The sequence below is a fragment of the Achromobacter sp. B7 genome, from assembly GCF_003600685.1.
GTDB classification, from domain to species: domain Bacteria; phylum Pseudomonadota; class Gammaproteobacteria; order Burkholderiales; family Burkholderiaceae_B; genus Achromobacter; species Achromobacter spanius_B.
Genome location: NZ_CP032084.1, coordinates 1,307,479 through 1,327,171, shown reverse-complemented (window position 1 = coordinate 1,327,171; position 19,693 = coordinate 1,307,479). Strand labels below are relative to the sequence as shown.

Here is a 19,693-nt window from a genome sequence, read left to right as displayed (position 1 = left end):
GCGTCAGCGAGCGCGGCGGCGCCACCACGCCACGATGCGCCAGCCTAGCAGCAGCGCCAGCACGGCGGCGTACAAGGCCGGCTGGGTCAGGTCATTCTTGCCCGCCTTGTGCCACCAGTAATGCAACACCGCCAGCAGGCCGATCGCATAAATGGCGCGGTGCAATTGCTGCCAGCGTTTGCCCAGGCGGCGCATCGCCCACTGGGTGGACGTAGCCGCCAGCGCCGTCATCAGCACGAACGCTGCGAAACCCACGGTGATGAAGGGACGTTCGCCGATATCCTGCAACATTGCCGCGGGGTCCAGCCCTCGGTCCCACCAGACCCAGGCCATGAAATGCATGGCGCCGTAAAAAAACGCGAACAGGCCGCACATGCGGCGCACGCGCACCAAGGCGGGCTGCCCCGTCAGGCGACGCAGCGGCGTGATCGACAGCGTCACCAGCAGGCAGACAAGCGTCCAGGTACCGGACGAACGAGTCAGGAATTCGACCGGGTTGGCGGTCAGCCCGTTATCCATGCCCAGCCACACCCAGCGCGCGAACGGCGCCAGGCCCAGCAGGAACAGGACCGGCTTGAAGCGCCCGAAAGTCTTGGCGGAAAGCTGCGTCTTGGCGGGCGGTGCGGCGGCTCGCCGGGAGGAAACCTCGGACATGGCGTTATTCAGTAATTCGCCTTCAGGTCCATGCCCTGATAAAGCGATGCCACCTGTTCGCCATAGCCGTTGAACATCAGCGTCTTGCGCTTAGGGCTGAACAGGCCGTCTTCGCCAATGCGGCGCTCGGTTGCCTGGCTCCAGCGCGGATGCGGTACGTTCGGGTTCACGTTGGCGTAGAACCCGTATTCCTGGGGCGCCGCCTTGATCCAGGAAGATTCCGGCATTTTTTCCACCAGACGGATCTTGACCAGCGATTTGGCCGACTTGAATCCATACTTCCAGGGCACGGCCAGGCGCAGCGGCGCGCCGTTCTGGTTCGGCAGCACCTTGCCGTAGACGCCAAACACCAGCATGGCCAGGGGGTTCATGGCCTCGTCGATGCGCAACGCCTCGACGTAGGGCCATTCCAGGATCGCGGCGCGCACGCCGGGCATGTTCTCGCGCTGCACTGCCGTGACGAATTCCACGTATTTGGCATTGCCGGTGGGTTCCACCTGCTTGAGCAACTCGGACACCGAATAGCCCACCCACGGAATCACCATCGACCAGCCTTCGACACAGCGCAGCCGATAGACCCGTTCTTCCATGGGCGCCAGCTTGAGCAGATCGTCGATGGAGAATGTGCGCGGCTTGCCCACCTCGCCTTCGACGCTGACCGTCCACGGACGCGTCTTCAGCTTGCCGGCATTGGCGGCAGGGTCGCCCTTGTCGACGCCGAATTCGTAGTAGTTGTTGTAGGACGTGATGTCGGCAAGCGATGTCTGCTTGTCCATGACGCTGAGCGACCCGTTGGGCTTGCCGGTCAGTGTGCCGGCGTCTTGGGCGAACGCGCTGCGCGCAGCCCAGCCGGGCAGCCCCACGGCGGCGGCCGTGAGCCCCGCGCGCAACATGAGGTCGCGGCGCGAACGCCAGACCGCTTCGTCGGTAATTTCGGACGGGGCAATATCGTGGGGCTTGCGTATCAACATCGTGGTCTCCGGTTCACCGACCGTCGGCCGTAGCCGCCGGGTACAAGTCATAGACGCTGCGCCGCCCCATGATATTCCGCGGCGGCGCGCCCCGTGTGCGATCTTTCCCGGATCAGGCGCCGGCCGACACCCGGGGCAGCAGCCATTCACGCACCAGCGGCACGCTATCGAGCACCGCCTGTGGCGCACAACCCTGAAGCTCCTTCACGGTATGCGCGCCATAGGTCACGCCCAGGCCGTGCACGCCCGCATTGACCGCCATCTGGAGATCATGCGAGGTGTCGCCCACCATCACCACGCGAGCGGGGTCCACGTCCAGCTCCTGCATGAGCTCGTGCAACATCGCGGGATGCGGCTTGCTGAAGGTTTCGTCCGCCGTGCGCGTGGCGTCAAACAGCGGACCCAGGCCCGTTGCCGCCAGCGCGCGGGTCAGGCCGACCCGGCTTTTGCCGGTGGCCACCGCCAAGCGCACGTTCTGGTCGGCCAGGGTCTGCAACAGTTCGGGAATGCCGTCGAACAGGCGCAGTTCGGGGTCGCGCAGCAGGTAGTGGGTGCGGTAGCGCTCAAGAAAGCGCGGCATCATCGCCTGCGTCAGCTCCGGCACGGCACGACGCAACGCGCTTTCCAGGGACAGACCAATCACCCAGCTAGCCTCGGACGCCGACGGCACCGCCAATTCCAGGTCCCGGCAAGCGCCCTGGATGGCGGCCACGATGCTGTGCGTGGAATCCATCAGGGTGCCATCCCAGTCAAAAACGACCAGCGAATACGACGACATAATCAGACCGACTCCAGTTGTTTCAGTATTTTTTGGCAGGCGGGCGGCAGCTCGGCGGTCAGGGTCATGGGCTCGCCGGTGACCGGGTGGGCCAGAGTCAATTGATGAGCATGCAGGAACATCCGACCGAAACCCATGCGCGAAAATTCCGCGCGCACGTCGTCATGCCCGTATTTGTCATCACCCACAATGGGAAAGCCGCTGGCCGCCAGGTGCACCCGGATTTGATGCGTACGACCGGTGCGCAGTTCCGCGTCGACCAGACTGTAACCGCCGAAACGCTGCTTGAGCGTGATGATGGTGTGCGCGGTCTGGCCGTCGGGGTCGACCTTAACGCGCCGCTCGCCGGATTGCGTCGTCCATTTGGACAGGCCCAGCTTGATGTGCTGGCGGTCATTCACCCAATCGCCCTGGACCAGCGCCAGATAGTGCTTGTCGCCCTTGCCTTCGCGCAGCATCGCGTGCAGCGCCAGCAAGGCGCTGCGTTTCTTGGCCACCATCAACAGCCCGGACGTTTCGCGGTCCAGGCGATGCACCAGTTCCAGGAACTTGGCATCGGGCCGAGCGGCGCGCAGTTGCTCGATCACGCCGAACGACACCCCGCTGCCCCCATGCACCGCCACGCCGGCGGGTTTGTCCACCACCAGCAGGGCGTCGTCTTCGAACACCACGGGGAACTCGGCGCCCGGCACCGGGCGCGGCTTGCCCGGGTCGGGCAAGCGCAAGGGCGGGATGCGGACGATGTCGCCGGCGACGATGCGATAGTCGACCGAGATGCGTCCCTTGTTGACGCGCACCTCGCCGCCACGGATGGCCTTGTAGATGTGGGTCTTGGGCACGCCCTTGCACAAGCGCATCAGGAAGTTGTCCAGACGCTGGCCGGCGTGTTCGCCATCGACCTCCACCATACGGACGGCGGGGGCGGCTTTAGAGGGGGATATGGGGGAGGAAGTTTCTTTGCGCATTGCGGAAAGCGACATATAATCGGGACAGCCTTAAGGGGCTGAACTAGCCGCCTGGCGTAGAGATGCAAACAAGTACGCAACTCCGTCGAGCGCGCGGGCCGCTATTGTACTGCCTGCTGATTCAACCCCTGGGTCTCTTGGTCGCCGGCGCAACCGCGCCCTGCCGGATAGTGGTGTGGCATTCACTTTGCCCGCTGTCCCAGCAGGTCCGTTGCATGCCGCAAGCGGCTCTGAAGCACTGCAAGAATCGTCGCATATTTAAAGCACCAGCTGCGTGTAGGCAACCAATCCGACCGCAACTGCCGTTCACAGCAATTTTTCCGTCAAACCACATTCAGTGAAGCTGACCCTCCTGCTGACAGAACCCCGTGCCCCACGGCACGACGTGCCCGCCTGACCCGCGGCGGATACGCCTGGGCGCCGCCCAGGTACGGTCCGCATTTCTTGCCCGCTTCAGCCGCAGCCCGAGTGACCCGAGGTCACGCGCCGATATCGGCGCGTCATGACAACGGAGAAACCCTCTCATGAAGCGCATGCTGTTCAATGCGACGCATCAGGAAGAATTACGCGTCGCTATCGTTGATGGGCAAAAACTCATCGACCTCGACATCGAGACTGCCGGCCGCGAACAACGCAAAGGCAACATCTACAAAGGTGTCATTACCCGGATCGAACCCGGCCTGGAAGCTTGCTTCGTCAACTACGGTGAAGACCGTCACGGCTTTCTGCCCTTCAAGGAAGTTGCTCGCAGCTTCTTCAAGGAAGGCGTCGATGTCCGTAGCGCCCGCATCCAGGATGCGCTGCGCGAAGGCCAGGAACTGATCGTTCAGGTCGAAAAAGAAGAACGCGGCAACAAGGGCGCAGCCCTGACCACGTTCATCTCGCTGGCTGGCCGCTACTTGGTCCTGATGCCCAACAACCCCCGTGGCGGTGGCGTTTCGCGCCGCGTCGAGGGCGAAGATCGCCAGGAACTGCGCGACACGATGGAGCAGCTTGAGCTGCCCCAGGGCATGAGCATCATTGCCCGCACCGCCGGCATCGGCCGCAATGTCGAAGAGCTCCAGTGGGACTTGTCCTACCTGTTGCAGCTGTGGACCGCCATCGACGGCGCTGCCCGCGACAACTCCGCGCCGATCCTGATCTACCTGGAATCCAGCCTGGTCATCCGGGCCATCCGCGATTATTTCTCGCCCGAAATCGGCGAAATCCTGATCGATACCGACGAGATCGCCGATCAGGCCACCGCCTTCATGAGCGTGGTGATGCCGGACAACGTCCAGCGCGTCAAACGCTACCGCGACGACATCCCGCTGTTCTCGCGCTTCCAGATCGAACACCAGATTGAAACGGCGTATTCGCGCACGGTGCAACTGCCGTCCGGCGGCGCCATCGTGATCGACCACACCGAAGCACTGGTTTCCGTTGACGTGAACTCGGCCCGCTCCACGCGCGGCGCCGACATCGAGGAAACCGCGCTGCGCACGAACTCTGAAGCGGCCGACGAAGTGGCCCGCCAGTTGCGCTTGCGCGACCTGGGCGGCCTGATCGTCATCGACTTCATCGACATGGAAGACAGCAAGAACCAGCGCGCCGTCGAACAGCGCCTGCGCGATGCTCTCCATTTCGACCGTGCCCGCGTGCAGATGGGCAAGATTTCGCGCTTTGGCCTGATGGAACTGTCGCGTCAGCGCCTGCGCCCGGCCCTGAACGAAGGCTCGCACATCACCTGCCCGCGCTGCAACGGCACCGGCGTGATCCGCGATGCGGAATCCAGCGCCCTGCACGTGCTGCGCCTGCTGCAAGAAGAAGCCATGAAGGAAAACACCGCGGCGGTCCACGCCCAGGTGCCGGTGGATGTTGCCACCTACCTTCTGAATGAAAAGCGCGCCGACATCACCAAGATGGAAGCCCGCCTGAAGGTCAACCTGATGCTGATCCCGAACAAGCATCTGGAAACGCCGCATCACCACATCGAACGCCTGCGCCATGACGACCCGCGCCTGGAAGAGCTGAAGACCAGTTTCGAACTGGTGGAAGCTCCCGCCACGAACGCGCCGTGGCAACCGCGCGAAAGCGAAATCAAGGCGCGCCCGGAAGCTCTGGTCAAGGGCATCACGCCCTCGCAGCCGGCCCCGGTCTCGTCCACGCCGGCCGCGCCCGCCGTTGCGCCCGCCGCACCGGCTGCCGCAACGGGCGGCCTGGGCGGCTTGTTCAAGCGCCTGGTCGGCTGGCTGACCGGTGGCTCCGAAGCCGCCAAGCCGGCCCCCACCGCCCAGGAAGACAGCGCCAAGCGCGCCGCCTCTGGTCGCGGCAAGGGTCGTGCCGGCCATGATGGCCAGGAACGCCGTGGTGAACGCCATGGCTCGGATCGCAACCGCAACAATCGCCGTGGCGAATCGCGCGGTGAAGGTGCCGAGGGCGGCGAAGGCAGCCGCCACCACGCCCGTGGCAACCGCCGTGGCGAAGGCGAACGCGGTGACCGCCAGGATCGTGGCGATCGCAGCAACCGCGGTGAAGGCCGTGGTGATCGCGAAGGCCAGGCGGCGCAAGCCGTCTTGGCGTCCAACCGCCCCGACCAAGCTGAACTGGCCAATGGCGACGATACCGGCGCCGGTCGTAACCGCCGCCGTGGCCGTGGCCGCAACCGCCGCGAAGAAGGCCAATCCGACGCGCCGATGAGCGAACAGGAAAGCATGGTGGCCGCGCTGGCGCAGTCCGTTGCGACCGCCCTGCCCGATACCACCAAGCCCGCCGCCGAACCGTCGACGGACGCCGCTGACGCCGCCGAGCAAACCGCCGATGGCATGCCCCTGGCCGAAGGCGCTGAAGGCGCCGCCGATCCGGAACGCAAGCGCCGCCGCCGCCGCAGCCGCCGTGGCCGCCGCAGCCAGGACGAAGCAGGTCTGGCCGGTAGCGACGAGCAACTGGACGACGGTTCCGACGACGACATCGCCGATCAAGCTGAAGGCATCGCCGCCCAGGCAGCGCCGGTAGAAACCGCTACCGCCGCGCCGGTGCAGACGCAGGCCGTCGACACCAAGGTGACGGAAGCACAAGCCGTCGAAGCGCAGCCCGCCAAGGTCGAAGCACCGGCTCAGGCGCCGGTTCAGGCTCCGGTGGAAACGCAGACCCAAGCACCCGCCCACGCCCCGGCTCAAGCCCCGGCCCAAGCTCCGGTCCAGGCCCCGGCTGAAGCCCCGATCCAAGCCGCCGCTGTGGACGCTCCTGTCGAGGCCACCAAGCCCGCCGCCGTACAAGCCGCCGAGCCCGTGGTCCAGCCCGTACAAACGGCTGCTTCGGTGACCGAGCCGGTTGCCGTGCAGGCCGCTGAGCCGGCCCAAGCTCCGGCTGAAACGCCGGTGAAGGCCGCCGAGGTGGAACCCGTCGTGACGGCGCCCGCTCCGGTTGGCGAACGCGAAGCCCCGGCCGCAGCACCGGCTGCCGCAGCACCAGGTGCCGCAGCGACGGCTGCCGCAACCCCGGCTGCCTCCCCAGCCCCCACCGTGTCGCAGCCTATCGTGGTACCGGCAGCCACGCCGTCGGCCAAGGCCCAGGCCTTGCATGACGTCGTCAACGCCGCTGGCTTGAAGTGGGTGGAAACCGATCCGGACCGCCACGCTCAGACCCAGCTGCGCATTGCCGCCGCGCATACGCCGACCCGCCTTGGCCGCGAGCGCAAGCCGGTTGCCACCGTGTCGAACGAACCCCTGGTTCAAGTCGAAACGCGCCACTAAGCCGCTGGCACGCCAAAAAGCCTCCGTCGCATGACGGGGGCTTTTTTTCGTCCGTCGCCAACACCCCCACGATCCACAGACGAAAAAAAACCCTCGGTGACGAGGGTTTTATGGTCTTGCCGGAAAGCGGCTTAGAACTGGTACGTGTAGGTCAACTGCACCAGATCCAGCCCGGGATTCGGGCGCTTGATGCTGGCGTTCGAAAAGTGCGAATAGCGCACGCCGATGCGGTTGTTCGGCGTCAGCAGAAAGCCCATGCCGACGTGGTCGCCAAACTGGAAGGCGGTACTGATGTTTTCGTCCGCGAAGCGCGTGCTGGAAAACACCGTCGCGCCGATACCGGCTTCGAGGTAGAAACGTTCGCCGGTCCACCAGCGGAACATCGGGATAGCATTGAGCTGCCACACATGGCCCGGGGAACGCGAGCCGTCCGCCCACCAGTACGAGGCGCCCAATTCGGGCGTGAGGTCAAGGCGACCCCAGTTGCCGCCGAACTGATGCGTCCAGACCGACGGCGTTTCGTAGTTCAAGGTAATGCGCTGGTAATGGTCGCCGATGCCGTAATGCATGCTCACGCCACCCTGCGTACCTTCCGACGATTGGGCGCTGGCCACCGTGGCGGCGCCTGCCATTGCCAAACCGACGAGGCTTGCGAGCAGTTTCTTGTTAGTCAACAGCATGGGGTAACTCCGAAGATTTGGGTCTAACCGGCAACATAGCAAAATACGGGTCGGATGGCTTGAGCCTTGTAGCAATAAGGCAACAAATTTGCCGTGGAAAACACTGTTCCGAAAAGCGCCGTCACAATCGATACGAGATCCGGTAAGCAGCGTCACAAACCGGTGGCGGCTCAAACGGAAAATGCCGTCGAAAGCGAGAGCTTTCGACGGCATTATTTGTTGCGACTACCCGTCAGGCAGTAACGACGTCCGCCGGCTGGTTCGTCAGCAGCGCCAGCAGACGCGCAATTTCCTCACGCAGCTGGCGGCGGTCCACCACCATATCGATAGCGCCCTTTTGCAGCAGGAACTCCGAGCGCTGGAAGCCTTCCGGCAGCTTTTCGCGCACGGTCTGCTCGATCACGCGCGGGCCGGCAAAGCCGATCAGCGCCTTGGGCTCGGCAATGACCACATCGCCCATGAACGCAAAACTGGCCGACACGCCGCCCATGGTGGGGTCGGTCAGTACGCTGATAAACGGCAGGCCGGCCGCCGACAGGCGGGTCAACATGGCGTTGGTCTTGGCCATCTGCATTAGCGAAAGCAAGCTTTCCTGCATGCGCGCGCCGCCAGATGCGGCAACACAGATAAACGGCGTCTTGTTGTCCAGGGCGGCTTGGGCGCCGCGCGCGAAGCGCTCGCCCACCACCGAACCCATCGAACCGCCCATGAATTCAAATTCAAAGCAGGCCAAGGTGGCCGGCACACCGCGAATCGAACCGCTCATGACCACCAGCGCATCGGATTCACCGGTTTGCTTGACGGCCTCTTGCAGGCGCTCGGGATACTTGCGCGTGTCCTTGAACTTCAGCGAATCCACGGACCGCGTGTTCTGGCCAATTTCAACCCGGCCTTCCATATCCAGCAGCGAATCGATCCGCGCGCGAGCGCCGATACGCATGTGGTGGTCGCACTTGGGGCACACGTGCAGATTGGCCGCCAAGTCTTCGCTGTACAGCACCGATTCGCACGACGGGCATTTCACCCACAGGCCTTCGGGAACGCGGCGGGCGCCGCTGTCGCTGGTTTTATTGATGCGAGGAGGCAGGAGTTTTTCGATCCAGCTCATTGATTTTTCATCCCGTTAGAGGGCGCGTCCGGCCGTTCAGGCCGACGCGCCGTCTCGTTTTACTTGATCCAGCGCGAGCCGGATGGTGCGCAGCCAGCCGCTGGCGGCGGTGACTGCAGCGTTGGTTTGCTGGGCAGCCGGGGCGTTCGCCACCGCCTGCTCCATCGTTTCAATCAGTTTGCTGCCGATGACAACGGCGTCCGCCACGCGAGCCACGCGCTGCGCGCTTTCAGCGTCGCGGATACCGAAACCCACGCCAACCGGAATGTCGCCCATGTGGCGGCGAATGACGGCCACGCGTTCGGCCACATCTTCGGTATTGAGCGACCCGGCGCCCGTGACGCCCTTGAGCGACACGTAATACACATAGCCGCGCGCCACTTTTGCCACGGCCTGGATGCGCGCTTCGGTGGAGGTGGGCGCCAGCAGGAAAATGGGGGCAATGCCGTGCGCGCCCAGGGTGGCCGCGAAGTCGATGACCTCTTCAGGCGGATAGTCCACGACCAGCACGCCGTCTACACCCGCGCGTTCGGCGTTGGCGGCAAATTCAGCCTGGCCCATGCGTTCGATGGGGTTGGCGTAGCCCATCAGCACCACCGGCGTGGTGGTATCGCGCTGACGGAACTCGGCCACCAGTTCCAGCACACGGGCCAAACCCACGCCTTGCGCAATGGCGCGGTCAGCGGCGCGCTGGATCACGGGGCCGTCGGCCATCGGGTCGGAGAACGGTACGCCGAGTTCGACGATGTCGGCGCCGGCTTCCACCAGCGCATGCATCAGGGCAACCGTAGCCGCGGGCGACGGGTCGCCGGCCGCGATGTAGGGAATCAGCGCGGCCGAACGGCCGGATTCGGCGGTACGCGCGAACGCGGCCGCGATACGATCAGTGCGAGTTGTCATGGTGTTAGAGCTCGATACCGGCACGTTCGGCGACGGTATGCATGTCTTTGTCGCCACGGCCCGACAAATTGACCAGAATGACGGCGTCGCGCGGCAGCGTGGCGGCCATCTTCACGGCCTGGGCGATGGCGTGGGACGATTCCAGCGCCGGCATGATGCCTTCGATACGGCAGCAGTCATGGAACGCCTTCAGGGCCTCATCGTCGGTGATCCCCACGTATTCCGCACGGGCCGAGTCCTTCAGCCACGCGTGCTCGGGACCCACGCCGGGGTAGTCCAGGCCGGCCGAAACCGAATGCGTTTCCTGTACCTGGCCGTCGGCGTTCTGCATGACGTAGGTGCGGTTGCCGTGCAACACGCCCACCTGCCCCGCTGCCAGCGAAGCGGCGTGCTTGCCGCTGTCCATGCCCTCGCCCGCCGCTTCGACACCGATAAGGCGCACGTTTTCGTAGGGGATGTAGGGGTGGAAGATGCCCATGGCGTTGGATCCGCCGCCCACCGCTGCCACGACGTAGTCGGGCTGGCGGCCGATGGCTTCGGGCATCTGCGTCAGGCATTCGTTGCCGATCACGGTCTGGAAATCACGCACCATGCGGGGATAGGGGTCGGGACCCGCCACCGTGCCGATGATGTAGAACGTGTTTTCGATGTTGGTGACCCAGTCGCGCATGGCTTCGTTCAGCGCGTCTTTCAGCGTGCGCGAACCGGAGGTAACCGGCACCACCGTGGCGCCCAGCAGCTTCATGCGGTAGACGTTAGACGCCTGGCGATGAATGTCTTCGCTGCCCATGTAGACCACGCATTCCATGCCGTAGCGCGCGGCCACCGTGGCGGTTGCCACGCCGTGCTGGCCGGCGCCGGTTTCGGCGATGACGCGCGGCTTGCCCATGCGCTTGGCCAGCAATGCCTGGCCGATGCAGTTGTTGATCTTGTGTGCGCCGGTGTGGTTCAGGTCTTCACGCTTGAACCAGATTTGCGCGCCGCCCACCATTTCCGACCAGCGTCGGGCGTGGTAGATCGGGCTGGGCCGGCCGACAAAGTGCTTGAGTTCGTAGTTGAACTCTTCCAGGAAGGCGGGATCGACACGGTAATGGTCATAGGACGCGCGCAGCTCGTCGAGCGCGTGCATCAGCGTTTCCGCCACGAAAACACCGCCATAGGGGCCAAAATGGCCCTGGGCATCCGGAAAGTCGTAAGGTTTCACCAAGCATCTCCCCCGGTATCGCGACAGGCCACTGCCAGCCGCAAATCCGGTTTGCAACCCGTCATTTTACCTGAGCCGGCCGGGGCCGGGGTCCGCGCAGCGGTCCCCTCCCCGCCCGCCACCCGCTTACAGCGACTGGCCCAGGCGACGCAGGAACGTCTCGCAAGACGCCATTTGGTCGATGGCCACGAATTCGTTGGGCTTGTGGGCCTGTTCGATATGACCCGGGCCGCAGACCACGGTGGGGATGCCGATGCCCTGGAACAGACCCGCTTCGGTGCCATACGCCACCTTGCGCGTGCTGCGATCTTCGGTCAGCGCCCGCACCAGCTGGGTAATGGCGGCTTCTTCGGAGGCCTCCAGCGCGGGGGCCGCAGCGCCCGTCTCGATCTCGATGGTAGCGCCGTCAAATTCGGCCTGCATGCGCGGCAAGAGCTCATCACGCACGTATTTCTCGACTTCGGCCTGGATCTGGTCGGGTTGCATGCCCGGCAAGTTGCGGAATTCGTAGGTGAATTCGCACAACTCCGGGATGGTGTTGACGGCGATGCCGCCCCGGATCTGGTTGGTGGTCATCGTGGAGAACGGCACGTCGTAGAACTGGTCGTACGGGCCGTTGGCCTTGAAGCTGTCTGCCAGGTCGCGGATGCGGCAGATCAGGCGGGCGGCGTATTCGATGGCGTTGCAGCCGCGCGGGGTCAGCGACGAATGCGCGGCCTTGCCGTGGACCTTGCAGCGAAACAGGTTGATGCCCTTGTGCGCCACCACCACCTGCATGCCGGTGGGTTCACCCACCACGCAGCCTTCGGGGCGGATGCCGCGTTCGTGCAGGTCGGCCAGCATGTACGGCGCGCCGGCGCAACCGACTTCCTCGTCGTACGAGAACGCCAGGTGGATCGGCTTTTTGCGCGGCATGGCCATGAATTCCGGCACCAGCGCCAGCGAACCGGCGATGAAACCCTTCATGTCGCAGGCGCCACGCCCATAGAGAAGGCCGTCTTTTTCAACGAGCTTGAACGGGTCCGTGCTCCAGTCCTGGCCATCCACGGGCACCACGTCGGTGTGGCCCGACAGGACGATGCCGCCCTGCTGGTTGCCGTCTTGCGCCGGCAAGGTGGCGAACAGGTTGGCCTTGGTGCGCTCGGGGTTGTGCGCCAGCCACGCGTCCACGCCCTGGCCCTTGAGCCAATCACGGACGGTTTCGATCAGGGCAAGATTGGAATTGCGGCTGGTGGTATCGAAACCCACCAGCGTTTCCAGCCAGGTGCGCGCGTTCATGTCACTTCTCTTTGGGGGGAAAAGCGACAAGTGTAAAGCCAGGAAGCGCCCGCGTCTTGGACGGTGGGGCCGACCGTTCACCGGTTAAGCGCCTAGAATGTCGCCGGATTGAATTACGCCCCCAAGGAGAAACCGTGCAGCACAAAGCAGTTCCCACACGCAACATCGTGGCCGCAGTCATAGGCAACGCCCTCGAATGGTATGACTTCCTGGTCTTCGCGTTCATGACGCCGATTATCGCGAAGCTGTTTTTCCCCACCGACCCCAACCTGCCCGGCAGTGAACTGAACGCCATCCTGATGACCACGGCCATCTTCGGCGTCGGCTTCTTCATGCGCCCGGTGGGCGGCATCATCCTGGGGATGTACGGCGACAAGAAAGGCCGCAAGGCCGCCATGGTGATGGTGACCTCGCTGATGGCCGTGTCGATTGCGCTGATCACGGTGGCCCCGACCTACCACGCCGCCGGCATCCTGGCCCCGATCTTCATCCTGATCGCGCGCCTGTTGCAGGGCTTCTCGGCGGGCGGCGAATTCGGCACGTCGACGGCCTTGCTGATCGAAATGGCGCCCAACGGCAAGCGCGGCTTCTACGGCTCGTGGCAAATGGCCGGCCAGATGCTGGCGCTGCTGATCGGCGCGGCCTGCGGCACGCTGATCACCGAGTTCTTCACGCAAGAGCAGATCGCGGCCTGGGCCTGGCGCATTCCGTTTGCCTTCGGCCTGGTCATTGTTCCTATCGCGATCTATATCCGCAAGAACATCGACGAAACCGAAGTCTTCAAGCAGATGCAGGAAGAAGACCGCCAGGCCGCCGCGCGCGGTGAAGTGCAACGCCTGAGCCTGGTGCAGATGGTCAAAACCCACACGCGTGAAACGCTGATCGGCGTGGGCCTGGTGGTGACCGCCACCGTGTCCATCTACATCACCTTCACGTATCTGGTCACGTATTCGACCCAGATTCTGAAGCTGCCGCTGAAGGACACCTTCATGGTGCAGATGGCTGGCGCCGCGCTGATGGTGCTGATGACGCCGTTCATGGGCGCCTGGTCCGACCGTATCGGCCGCCGCCCGCTGGTGATCGGTTCGCTGATCGGCTACCTGATCGTGCTGTATCCGCTGTACTACTGGCTGTCGGATGCGCCGTCGATCGGTCGCCTGCTGACCGTGCAAATCGTGGTCTGCATCTTCGTGTCGGCCTTCTTTGGCGTGTTCAGCACGGTGATGGCGGAATTGTTCCCGGCGCGCGTGCGTTCCGTGGGCTTGTCCCTGGCCTACAACGTGGCCGTGATGATCTTCGGCGGCTTCGCCCAGTTCATCGTGACCTGGCTGATCAAGACCACCGGTTCGCCGATGGCCCCGGCCTACTACGTGATGTTCGGCGTGGCGCTGGGCCTGATCGCCTCGTTCTTCATGCGCGAGCGCGCGCACGAACAGCTGGATCACTAAAGCACGCCCCCCAGGGCCGCCCGGCCTTGGGGGGTGTCCTAGCGGCGCGACGCCGAGGACACGCCGGCCACCTCGGCCAGGGCGTCCAGCGCGCGGGACAGCGATTCGCCCCCGCGCACTTCTACCGTGAACACCATATGGGCCAGCGATTGCTTGCTTTGCGTGTTCACGCCCACCACATTCAGGCGCAAGCGCGCGAACACTTCAGACAGGTCGCGCAACAGGCCGGGACGGTCGTGCGCGCGCACGCTGATGTCCACGGGATAGAAGGTGTCCGACGTCTCGCCCCAGGCGACCTCGATGACGCGTTCGGGTTCACGCGCGGCCAGCGCCAGGTAGCTGTGGCAGTCGCAGCGGTGGATGGACACGCCGCGACCGCGCGTCACGAAGCCGGCGATGGCGTCGGGCGGCGCGGGGCGGCAGCAACGCGCCAATTGCGTCAATAGCGAGCCCACGCCCACCACCAACACGCCGCTCTTGCCGCTTTTCTCGGCGCTGCCCGCGCTGGCGTGGCGCAGCGCGGCCGGTTGCGGTTCGGTGGCCGGCGCTGGCTGCTGGAACACACTGTCGATCTGGCGCAGGCTGAATTCTTCCTTGGCCGCCGCCACGTACAGGTCATCGGCGCGGGCAAAGCCCAGGTTCTGCGCCAGTTGTTCCAGGTTGACGGCCGTCTTGCCCAGCCGTTGCAGTTCTTTTTCAACCAGTGCCTGGCCCTGCGTAATGCGCTGCTGCAATTCAATGGCGTTGAACCACATCCGAACCTTGGCGCGCGCCCGCGGGCTGGCCAAAAAACCCAGCTGCGGGTTGAGCCAATCGCGCGACGGCCCGCCCGACTTGGCGGAGATGATCTCGACGGTCTGGCCCGTGGACAAATGCGTCTGCAACGGCACCATCTGGCCATCAACGCGTGCACCCCGGCAGCGGTGGCCCAGATCGGTATGCAGGTGATAGGCAAAATCCACCGGCGTGGCGCCGGCGGGCAACTCGATCACGCGCGCCTGCGGGGTCAACACGTAGATGCGCTCGTCGGTGTGGGCCGGCGGTTTGACCAGGTTGCGGTTCTTGCTGGACCCGGGTTTGCCGGACGCGGGCTTGCCGGTTTCCGCCTTGGCGGGGTCGGGCTTGCCGGGCTCCTGCCCAGGCTGGCCGCCGCCTTCCACATCGGTGTTCCAGGCTAGCAGCTGACGCATCCAGGCCAATTGGCGATCGTATTCGCTGGACGCGGCCACTTGCCCGCCCTTGGCGCCGGCTTCTTTGTAGCGCCAGTGCGCGGCCATGCCGTATTCGGCGAACTGGTGCATTTCGCGCGTGCGGATCTGCACTTCAAAGGGCCGGCCGTCGTCATCGGCCACCACGGTGTGCAGCGACCGGTAGCCGTTGGGCTTGGGCCGCGAGATGTAGTCATCGAACTCGTTGGACAGCGGCGTCCACATCTCGTGCACCAAGCCCAGCGCCGTATAGCAGGCGCGCACGTCCTCGACGATGATGCGCAGCGCGCGCAGGTCGTACATCTGGGCAAAGTCCAGGCGCTTGACGCGCATCTTGTTCCAGATGCTGTAGATATGCTTGGGCCGGCCGCTGACTTCGGCATCGATGCCCGCCTTGGTCAGCGCCGTTTGCAGGCGGTCGATGGCGCCGGCAATGAAGGCCTCGCGCTCAACCCGCTTTTCTTCCAGCAGGCGCGCAATCTGCTTGTAGCGGTCGGGCTCCAGGAAGCGGAAAGACAGGTCTTCCATTTCCCATTTGATCTGCCAGATGCCCAGGCGGTTGGCCAGCGGGGCGTACAGGTCCAGCGTCTCGCGCGCAAAATCGGTAGAGCATGGGGCCTTGCTTTCGGCATGCCAGCGCAAGGTGCGCAGCCGCGAGGCCAGACGCATCAGCACAATGCGCAGATCGGCCGCCATGGCCAGCAGCATCTTGCGCTGCATTTCTTTTTGCGAGCCGCTTTCGGCTTCGGCATCGCTGGCTTGCCGTGCCACCACGCCCAAGCGCAGCAGCGCGCGCGTGCCCTGGACCAGCCGCGCCACTTCGGCGCCGAACGCCGCCGCGACCGGGTCGTTGCGTAAGGCGGGCGCGGGCGCCATCAAGTCAGTGGGCAAGGCAGCCAACAGCGCGGCGGCGCGGGTGGCGGCGTCGGTGTGCAGCGCGGCCAGGATGCGCACGACGCCGGCGCCGTGGCTGGCCAGCGGCTCGCCGGTCAGGGCGTGCTGGCCTTCAAATCGGGGGATGGCCCAGGTCACGGCCTGGTCGATCAGCGCAACGCCATCGGCGTCCAGGCCCGCGCCTACCTCCTGCCGCCAGGAAGCGTCGAAAGGCGAAGGCGCGTCGATAACAGGCGGGGCGGACATGACTGGCGCAATGCACGGGTTGGTTGATATCCCGACACTCTACACTAGCGTTTGATCGTGCTGAATCCCCTGCCATATCCGGCATATACAAGGAACCAAAGCTTATGTTGCGCTGGCTCAAGGGCCGGGGCGCCCGCCCCTCGGAAGTGGCCGAAATGCAAGCCCGCATCGCGCCGCAGCTGTGGCGGCAGGTGCTGGATGCCTACCCGTTCCTGGCGGCATTGAACGCCGACGAGACCGCGCAATTGCTGGCGCGGTCCGCCTGGCTGCTGGCCAGTAAAACCATCAACGGCGCGCAGGGCCTGGAGGTCTCGGACTTCATGCGCCTGTCGATCGCGGCGCAAGCCAGCCTGCCCATCCTGAACCTGTCGCCCGAGCTGTACGAAGGCTGGGACGAAATCATCGTGTATCCGGCCAGCTTCCGTATCCCGCGCACGCGCCAGGATGAAGACGGCGTGGTGCACGAATTCATCGAAGACGCCGCGGGCGAAGCCTGGGAAGGCGGCCCGCTGGTGCTGTCCTGGGAAGACACGCAGTTTTCTGACGGCGGCTTCAACGTCATCATCCACGAATTCGCCCACAAGCTGGACTTGCGTTCGGGCATGGCTGACGGCATGCCGGCGCTGTCCGCGCACCCCGACCTGAAACCGCAGGTGTGGCGCCGCGTGCTGGACGACAGCCTGGACCGCTTCATTGCCGCGCTGGAAGCCGTCGAAGCCGCCATCCCGCCCGACGTGGACCCGGAAAGCGAAGAGGCGGACGCCTGGTACGGCCAGCTGCCGCTGGACCCCTACGCGGCCACCGACGAGGCCGAATTCTTCGCCGTCAGCTCCGAACATTTCTTTGTCGACCCCGCCCCCTTGCATCAGGCGCTACCCGAATGGCACGCGCTGCTGCGGGCGTATTACCGGCAGGACACGCTGGGGCGCTACGCATGAAACAGCTGCTGATCGCCTGGCACTCGCGCACCGGCGCCGCACGGCAGATGGCCGAAGCGGCAGCGCGTGGCGCAGCGGCGGCGGCCACGCAGCTGGACCAGGCGGGCGAACTGCACATTGAAATGCGGCGCGCGGCCGACGTTGACGCCGACGTCATCCTGGCCAGCCATGGCTTTTTGTTCTGTGCGCCCGAAAACCTGGCCAGTCTCAGCGGCGAAATGAAAGAGTGCTTTGACCGCAACTACTACGCGGTGCTGGACCGCATCCAGGGCCGGCCCTACGCGTGCGCGATCAGTGCGGGCAGCGACGGCACGGGCGCGGCGCGGCAGGTCGACCGCATCTGCACGGGCTGGCGGCTCAAGCCGGTGGCGCCCGCGCTGATCGTCAACCTGGGCGCGCAGTCGGCGCAGCAAATCCTGGCGGACAAGGTCGTACCCCAGGCGGATCTTGACCGCTGCGAGGAACTGGGCGGGCTGCTTGCGGCGCTGGTTTTGACGGGCGGCTGAGGGCAGCGGCGCACATAAAAAAGCCCTTCGGCATGCCGAAGGGCTCTTGCTGGCGGACGGATGTCGCCTAGATCGCTTAGATAGCGGCCGTCACGATGATCTCGACCTTGAAGTCGGGATTGGCCAGGCGGGCTTCGACCGTGGCGCGCGGGGGCGAATTGCCGTCGGCAACCCAAGCGTCCCAGGCCTTGTTCATGCCATCGAATTCCTTGATGTTGGCCACGTAGATCTGGGCCATCAGGATCTTGGTCTTGTCGGTGCCGGCTTCAGCCAGCAGGCGATCGATCGTGGCCAGCACTTGTTCGGTCTGGCCGGTGATGTCCAGCTTGGCGTCGTCCGGCACCTGGCCGGCCAGGTACGCGACACCGTTGTACACGGCCATGTCCGACAGGCGCTTGGCTACGTGAAAGCGCTTGATGCTGCTCATGAATATTCCCCTTGGATTCGAGTGGTGGGTTGGATCAAAACAAGAAACCAGCAATTTACCCCGAGCCGCTTTCAGGCGGGAGGCAGCTGGAACACCTGGCGCAAATAGGCCAGGTAGGCGGGATCGTCACACATGGTTTTTTCGGGCGCGTCCGACACCTTGGCCACCGGCTGGCCGTTGCAGCGGACCATCTTCATGACGATCTGCAAAGGCTCGTGGCCCAGGTCGTTGGTCAGGTTGGTGCCAATGCCAAACGACACCTTGCAGCGGCCGGCAAACTGGCGCGCCAGTTCGATGGCGCGTGGGAAGGTCAGCGAATCCGAGAACACCAGGGTCTTGGCGCGCGGGTCCACACGGTTCTTGCGGTAGTGCTCCAGCAGGCGTTCGCCCCAGACGAAAGGATCGCCGGAATCGTGGCGGGCGCCGTCGAACAGCTTGCAGAAGTACATGTCGAAGTCACGCAGGAACGCGTCCATGCCGTAGACGTCCGACAGCGCAATACCCAGGTCGCCGCGATATTCCTTGGCCCAGACTTCCAGCGCAAACACTTGCGAATCGCGCAGGCGCGGGCCCAGCGCCTGGCAGGCTTGCAGGTATTCGTGGCCCATCGTGCCCAGCGGCAGCACTTCATGCTGCTTGGCCAACAGCACGTTGCTGGTGCCGGCGAAGTGCTCGCCCATCTGGGCCTTCATGGTGGACACCACTTCCTGGTGCCAGACCTTCGAGAAGCGGCGGCGCGTGCCGTACTCGGCCACGCGGAAATCCGCCAGCGCGGGGTCGTCCAGCACCAGGTGCATCTTGGACTGCAAGCGCTGACGCCCTTCTTCCCAATCGGGATTCTTGCGCGTGTTGCGGAAATAGACCTCGTTGACGATGGCCAGCACGGGGATCTCGAACAGGATCGTGTGCAGCCACGGGCCTTTCACTTCGATGGAGATCTCGCCGGGCGCGTCGCCTTCGCTGATGTGGATGCAGCGCTCGGGCAGGTGGAACAAGCCGAGGAAGTCGACAAAGTCACTTTTGATGAAACGCAAGCCGCCCAGATAATCCAGTTCGTCCTGGGTGAAGCGCAGCTGGCACAGCTGGTGCACTTCTTCGCGGATTTCATCCAGATAGGGGCGCAGGTCGGCCCCGGCGGTGCGGCACTTGTAACGGTACTCGACCTGTGCAGCGGGAAACTGATGCAGTACCACCTGCATCATGCTGAATTTATACAGATCGGTGTCGAGCAGCGAAGTGATTATCATGGTTGCGCGTATCGTTTCGCGACACCATAGCATAGAGAACCCGGCGTTCAGGGCCATGGGCCACGATGTCAATACGGGTATTACCGGCACATCCGGCGCGCATTGGGTAAAATCCGCCCAACAAGACACAAAAGCCGCCGATCCCGGAGTTCCTGAATGACCCACGTTGTCACCGAAAACTGTATTAAGTGCAAGTACACCGATTGCGTTGATGTGTGCCCGGTGGACTGTTTTCGTGAGGGTCCGAACTTCCTCGTGATCGACCCGGACGAATGCATCGACTGCGCCGTCTGCATTCCGGAATGCCCGGCCAACGCGATCTACGCCGAAGAAGACGTACCGCAGGACCAACTGAATTTCATCGCGCTGAACGCCGAACTTTCCCCCGAGTTCGCCAGCATCAGCCGCGCCAAGAAGCCCCTGCCGGACGCCGACGACTGGAACGGCAAGCAGGACAAGCTGCAATACCTGGAAAAATAATCCGCGACGGCCGGCGCCCCCTGGGCA

Annotated in this window: 17 protein-coding genes; 5 read left to right on the top strand and 12 right to left on the bottom strand. The window is 64.4% G+C overall.

The window, feature by feature from the left end; all coding sequences use genetic code 11:
• Positions 1–3: 3 nt before the first annotated feature.
• The 4 genes from msrQ to DVB37_RS05920 form a co-directional block, all read right to left on the bottom strand.
• Positions 4–654, bottom strand: coding sequence for a protein-methionine-sulfoxide reductase heme-binding subunit MsrQ (gene msrQ, locus DVB37_RS05935; RefSeq protein ID WP_120154258.1), 651 nt, complete (start codon positions 652–654; stop codon positions 4–6).
• A gap of 8 nt (positions 655–662) precedes the next feature.
• Positions 663–1,625: a protein-methionine-sulfoxide reductase catalytic subunit MsrP gene (msrP, locus tag DVB37_RS05930; RefSeq protein WP_046802591.1), complete on the bottom strand. Its 963-nt coding sequence runs from the start codon at positions 1,623–1,625 to the stop codon at positions 663–665.
• 112 nt (positions 1,626–1,737) lie between these two features.
• Positions 1,738–2,403, bottom strand: coding sequence for an HAD family hydrolase (locus DVB37_RS05925; protein ID WP_104143016.1), 666 nt, complete (start codon positions 2,401–2,403; stop codon positions 1,738–1,740).
• 2 nt (positions 2,404–2,405) lie between these two features.
• A complete protein-coding gene (locus tag DVB37_RS05920; RefSeq protein WP_185975318.1) occupies positions 2,406–3,368 on the bottom strand; it encodes an RluA family pseudouridine synthase in 963 nt (320 codons plus the stop codon).
• 524 nt (positions 3,369–3,892) lie between these two features.
• Between DVB37_RS05920 and DVB37_RS05915 the strand changes: the two genes are divergently transcribed.
• Complete coding sequence (locus DVB37_RS05915; RefSeq protein WP_120154256.1) at positions 3,893–7,102, top strand: Rne/Rng family ribonuclease; 3,210 nt, start codon at positions 3,893–3,895, stop codon at positions 7,100–7,102.
• Between the two features lie 131 nt (positions 7,103–7,233).
• Here the strand turns inward: DVB37_RS05915 and DVB37_RS05910 are convergent, their stop codons facing one another.
• The 5 genes from DVB37_RS05910 to argE all read right to left on the bottom strand — a co-directional run bounded on the left by DVB37_RS05910 (position 7,234) and on the right by argE (position 12,272).
• Positions 7,234–7,782 carry an acyloxyacyl hydrolase gene (locus DVB37_RS05910; RefSeq protein ID WP_104143011.1) on the bottom strand — a complete coding sequence of 183 codons (549 nt, stop codon included), beginning with the start codon at positions 7,780–7,782 and terminating at the stop codon, positions 7,234–7,236.
• Positions 7,783–8,014: 232 nt separating this feature from the next.
• On the bottom strand, positions 8,015–8,890 hold the full coding sequence (accD, locus tag DVB37_RS05905) for an acetyl-CoA carboxylase, carboxyltransferase subunit beta (RefSeq protein WP_046802586.1): 876 nt from the start codon (positions 8,888–8,890) through the stop codon (positions 8,015–8,017).
• Positions 8,891–8,926: 36 nt separating this feature from the next.
• The gene (trpA, locus tag DVB37_RS05900) at positions 8,927–9,790 is read right to left on the bottom strand and encodes a tryptophan synthase subunit alpha (protein WP_120154254.1); all 864 of its coding nucleotides are present in this window, start codon (positions 9,788–9,790) and stop codon (positions 8,927–8,929) included.
• Positions 9,791–9,794: 4 nt separating this feature from the next.
• Positions 9,795–10,994, bottom strand: coding sequence for a tryptophan synthase subunit beta (gene trpB, locus DVB37_RS05895; protein ID WP_104143339.1), 1,200 nt, complete (start codon positions 10,992–10,994; stop codon positions 9,795–9,797).
• Positions 10,995–11,120: 126 nt separating this feature from the next.
• Complete coding sequence (argE, locus tag DVB37_RS05890; protein ID WP_104143008.1) at positions 11,121–12,272, bottom strand: acetylornithine deacetylase; 1,152 nt, start codon at positions 12,270–12,272, stop codon at positions 11,121–11,123.
• Positions 12,273–12,406: 134 nt separating this feature from the next.
• On the opposite strand from argE, the gene DVB37_RS05885 reads away from it, so the two are divergent.
• Positions 12,407–13,720 carry an MFS transporter gene (locus DVB37_RS05885; RefSeq protein WP_104143007.1) on the top strand — a complete coding sequence of 438 codons (1,314 nt, stop codon included), beginning with the start codon at positions 12,407–12,409 and terminating at the stop codon, positions 13,718–13,720.
• A gap of 38 nt (positions 13,721–13,758) precedes the next feature.
• On the opposite strand, the gene DVB37_RS05880 is transcribed toward DVB37_RS05885, so the two are convergent.
• Positions 13,759–16,068 (bottom strand): bifunctional (p)ppGpp synthetase/guanosine-3',5'-bis(diphosphate) 3'-pyrophosphohydrolase, encoded by a 2,310-nt coding sequence (locus DVB37_RS05880; protein WP_120154252.1) that lies wholly within the window; start codon positions 16,066–16,068, stop codon positions 13,759–13,761.
• Between the two features lie 104 nt (positions 16,069–16,172).
• On the opposite strand from DVB37_RS05880, the gene DVB37_RS05875 reads away from it, so the two are divergent.
• Together DVB37_RS05875 and DVB37_RS05870 are read left to right on the top strand one after the other, a co-directional pair.
• Positions 16,173–17,006, top strand: a complete 834-nt coding sequence (locus tag DVB37_RS05875; protein WP_046802581.1) for a zinc-dependent peptidase — start codon at positions 16,173–16,175, stop codon at positions 17,004–17,006.
• A complete protein-coding gene (locus DVB37_RS05870) occupies positions 17,003–17,512 on the top strand; it encodes a flavodoxin family protein (protein ID WP_120154250.1) in 510 nt (169 codons plus the stop codon). Before DVB37_RS05875 ends, DVB37_RS05870 begins: the two co-directional genes overlap by 4 nt.
• Before the next feature lie 76 nt (positions 17,513–17,588).
• On the opposite strand, the gene DVB37_RS05865 is transcribed toward DVB37_RS05870, so the two are convergent.
• Positions 17,589–17,939: a RidA family protein gene (locus tag DVB37_RS05865; RefSeq protein WP_006218017.1), complete on the bottom strand. Its 351-nt coding sequence runs from the start codon at positions 17,937–17,939 to the stop codon at positions 17,589–17,591.
• A 71-nt stretch (positions 17,940–18,010) separates the two neighbouring features.
• Positions 18,011–19,186 carry a nicotinate phosphoribosyltransferase gene (pncB, locus tag DVB37_RS05860; RefSeq protein WP_006218016.1) on the bottom strand — a complete coding sequence of 392 codons (1,176 nt, stop codon included), beginning with the start codon at positions 19,184–19,186 and terminating at the stop codon, positions 18,011–18,013.
• Positions 19,187–19,342: 156 nt separating this feature from the next.
• Between pncB and fdxA the strand changes: the two genes are divergently transcribed.
• Positions 19,343–19,666, top strand: coding sequence for a ferredoxin FdxA (fdxA, locus tag DVB37_RS05855; protein ID WP_006218015.1), 324 nt, complete (start codon positions 19,343–19,345; stop codon positions 19,664–19,666).
• Positions 19,667–19,693: the final 27 nt, after the last annotated feature.

Excerpts from the sequence above, each read along its gene's own strand:
- msrQ (WP_120154258.1), bottom strand. The coding sequence starts at position 654 with ATGTCCGAGGTTTCCTCCCGGCGAGCCGCCGCACCGCCCGCCAAGACG.
- msrP (WP_046802591.1), bottom strand. The coding sequence starts at position 1,625 with ATGTTGATACGCAAGCCCCACGATATTGCCCCGTCCGAAATTACCGAC.
- DVB37_RS05925 (WP_104143016.1), bottom strand. The coding sequence starts at position 2,403 with ATGTCGTCGTATTCGCTGGTCGTTTTTGACTGGGATGGCACCCTGATG.
- DVB37_RS05920 (WP_185975318.1), bottom strand. The coding sequence starts at position 3,368 with ATGCGCAAAGAAACTTCCTCCCCCATATCCCCCTCTAAAGCCGCCCCC.
- DVB37_RS05915 (WP_120154256.1), top strand. The coding sequence starts at position 3,893 with ATGAAGCGCATGCTGTTCAATGCGACGCATCAGGAAGAATTACGCGTC.
- DVB37_RS05910 (WP_104143011.1), bottom strand. The coding sequence starts at position 7,782 with ATGCTGTTGACTAACAAGAAACTGCTCGCAAGCCTCGTCGGTTTGGCA.
- accD (WP_046802586.1), bottom strand. The coding sequence starts at position 8,890 with ATGAGCTGGATCGAAAAACTCCTGCCTCCTCGCATCAATAAAACCAGC.
- trpA (WP_120154254.1), bottom strand. The coding sequence starts at position 9,790 with ATGACAACTCGCACTGATCGTATCGCGGCCGCGTTCGCGCGTACCGCC.
- argE (WP_104143008.1), bottom strand. The coding sequence starts at position 12,272 with ATGAACGCGCGCACCTGGCTGGAAACGCTGGTGGGTTTCGATACCACC.
- DVB37_RS05880 (WP_120154252.1), bottom strand. The coding sequence starts at position 16,068 with ATGTCCGCCCCGCCTGTTATCGACGCGCCTTCGCCTTTCGACGCTTCC.
- DVB37_RS05875 (WP_046802581.1), top strand. The coding sequence starts at position 16,173 with ATGTTGCGCTGGCTCAAGGGCCGGGGCGCCCGCCCCTCGGAAGTGGCC.
- DVB37_RS05870 (WP_120154250.1), top strand. The coding sequence starts at position 17,003 with ATGAAACAGCTGCTGATCGCCTGGCACTCGCGCACCGGCGCCGCACGG.
- DVB37_RS05865 (WP_006218017.1), bottom strand. The coding sequence starts at position 17,939 with ATGAGCAGCATCAAGCGCTTTCACGTAGCCAAGCGCCTGTCGGACATG.
- pncB (WP_006218016.1), bottom strand. The coding sequence starts at position 19,186 with ATGATAATCACTTCGCTGCTCGACACCGATCTGTATAAATTCAGCATG.
- fdxA (WP_006218015.1), top strand. The coding sequence starts at position 19,343 with ATGACCCACGTTGTCACCGAAAACTGTATTAAGTGCAAGTACACCGAT.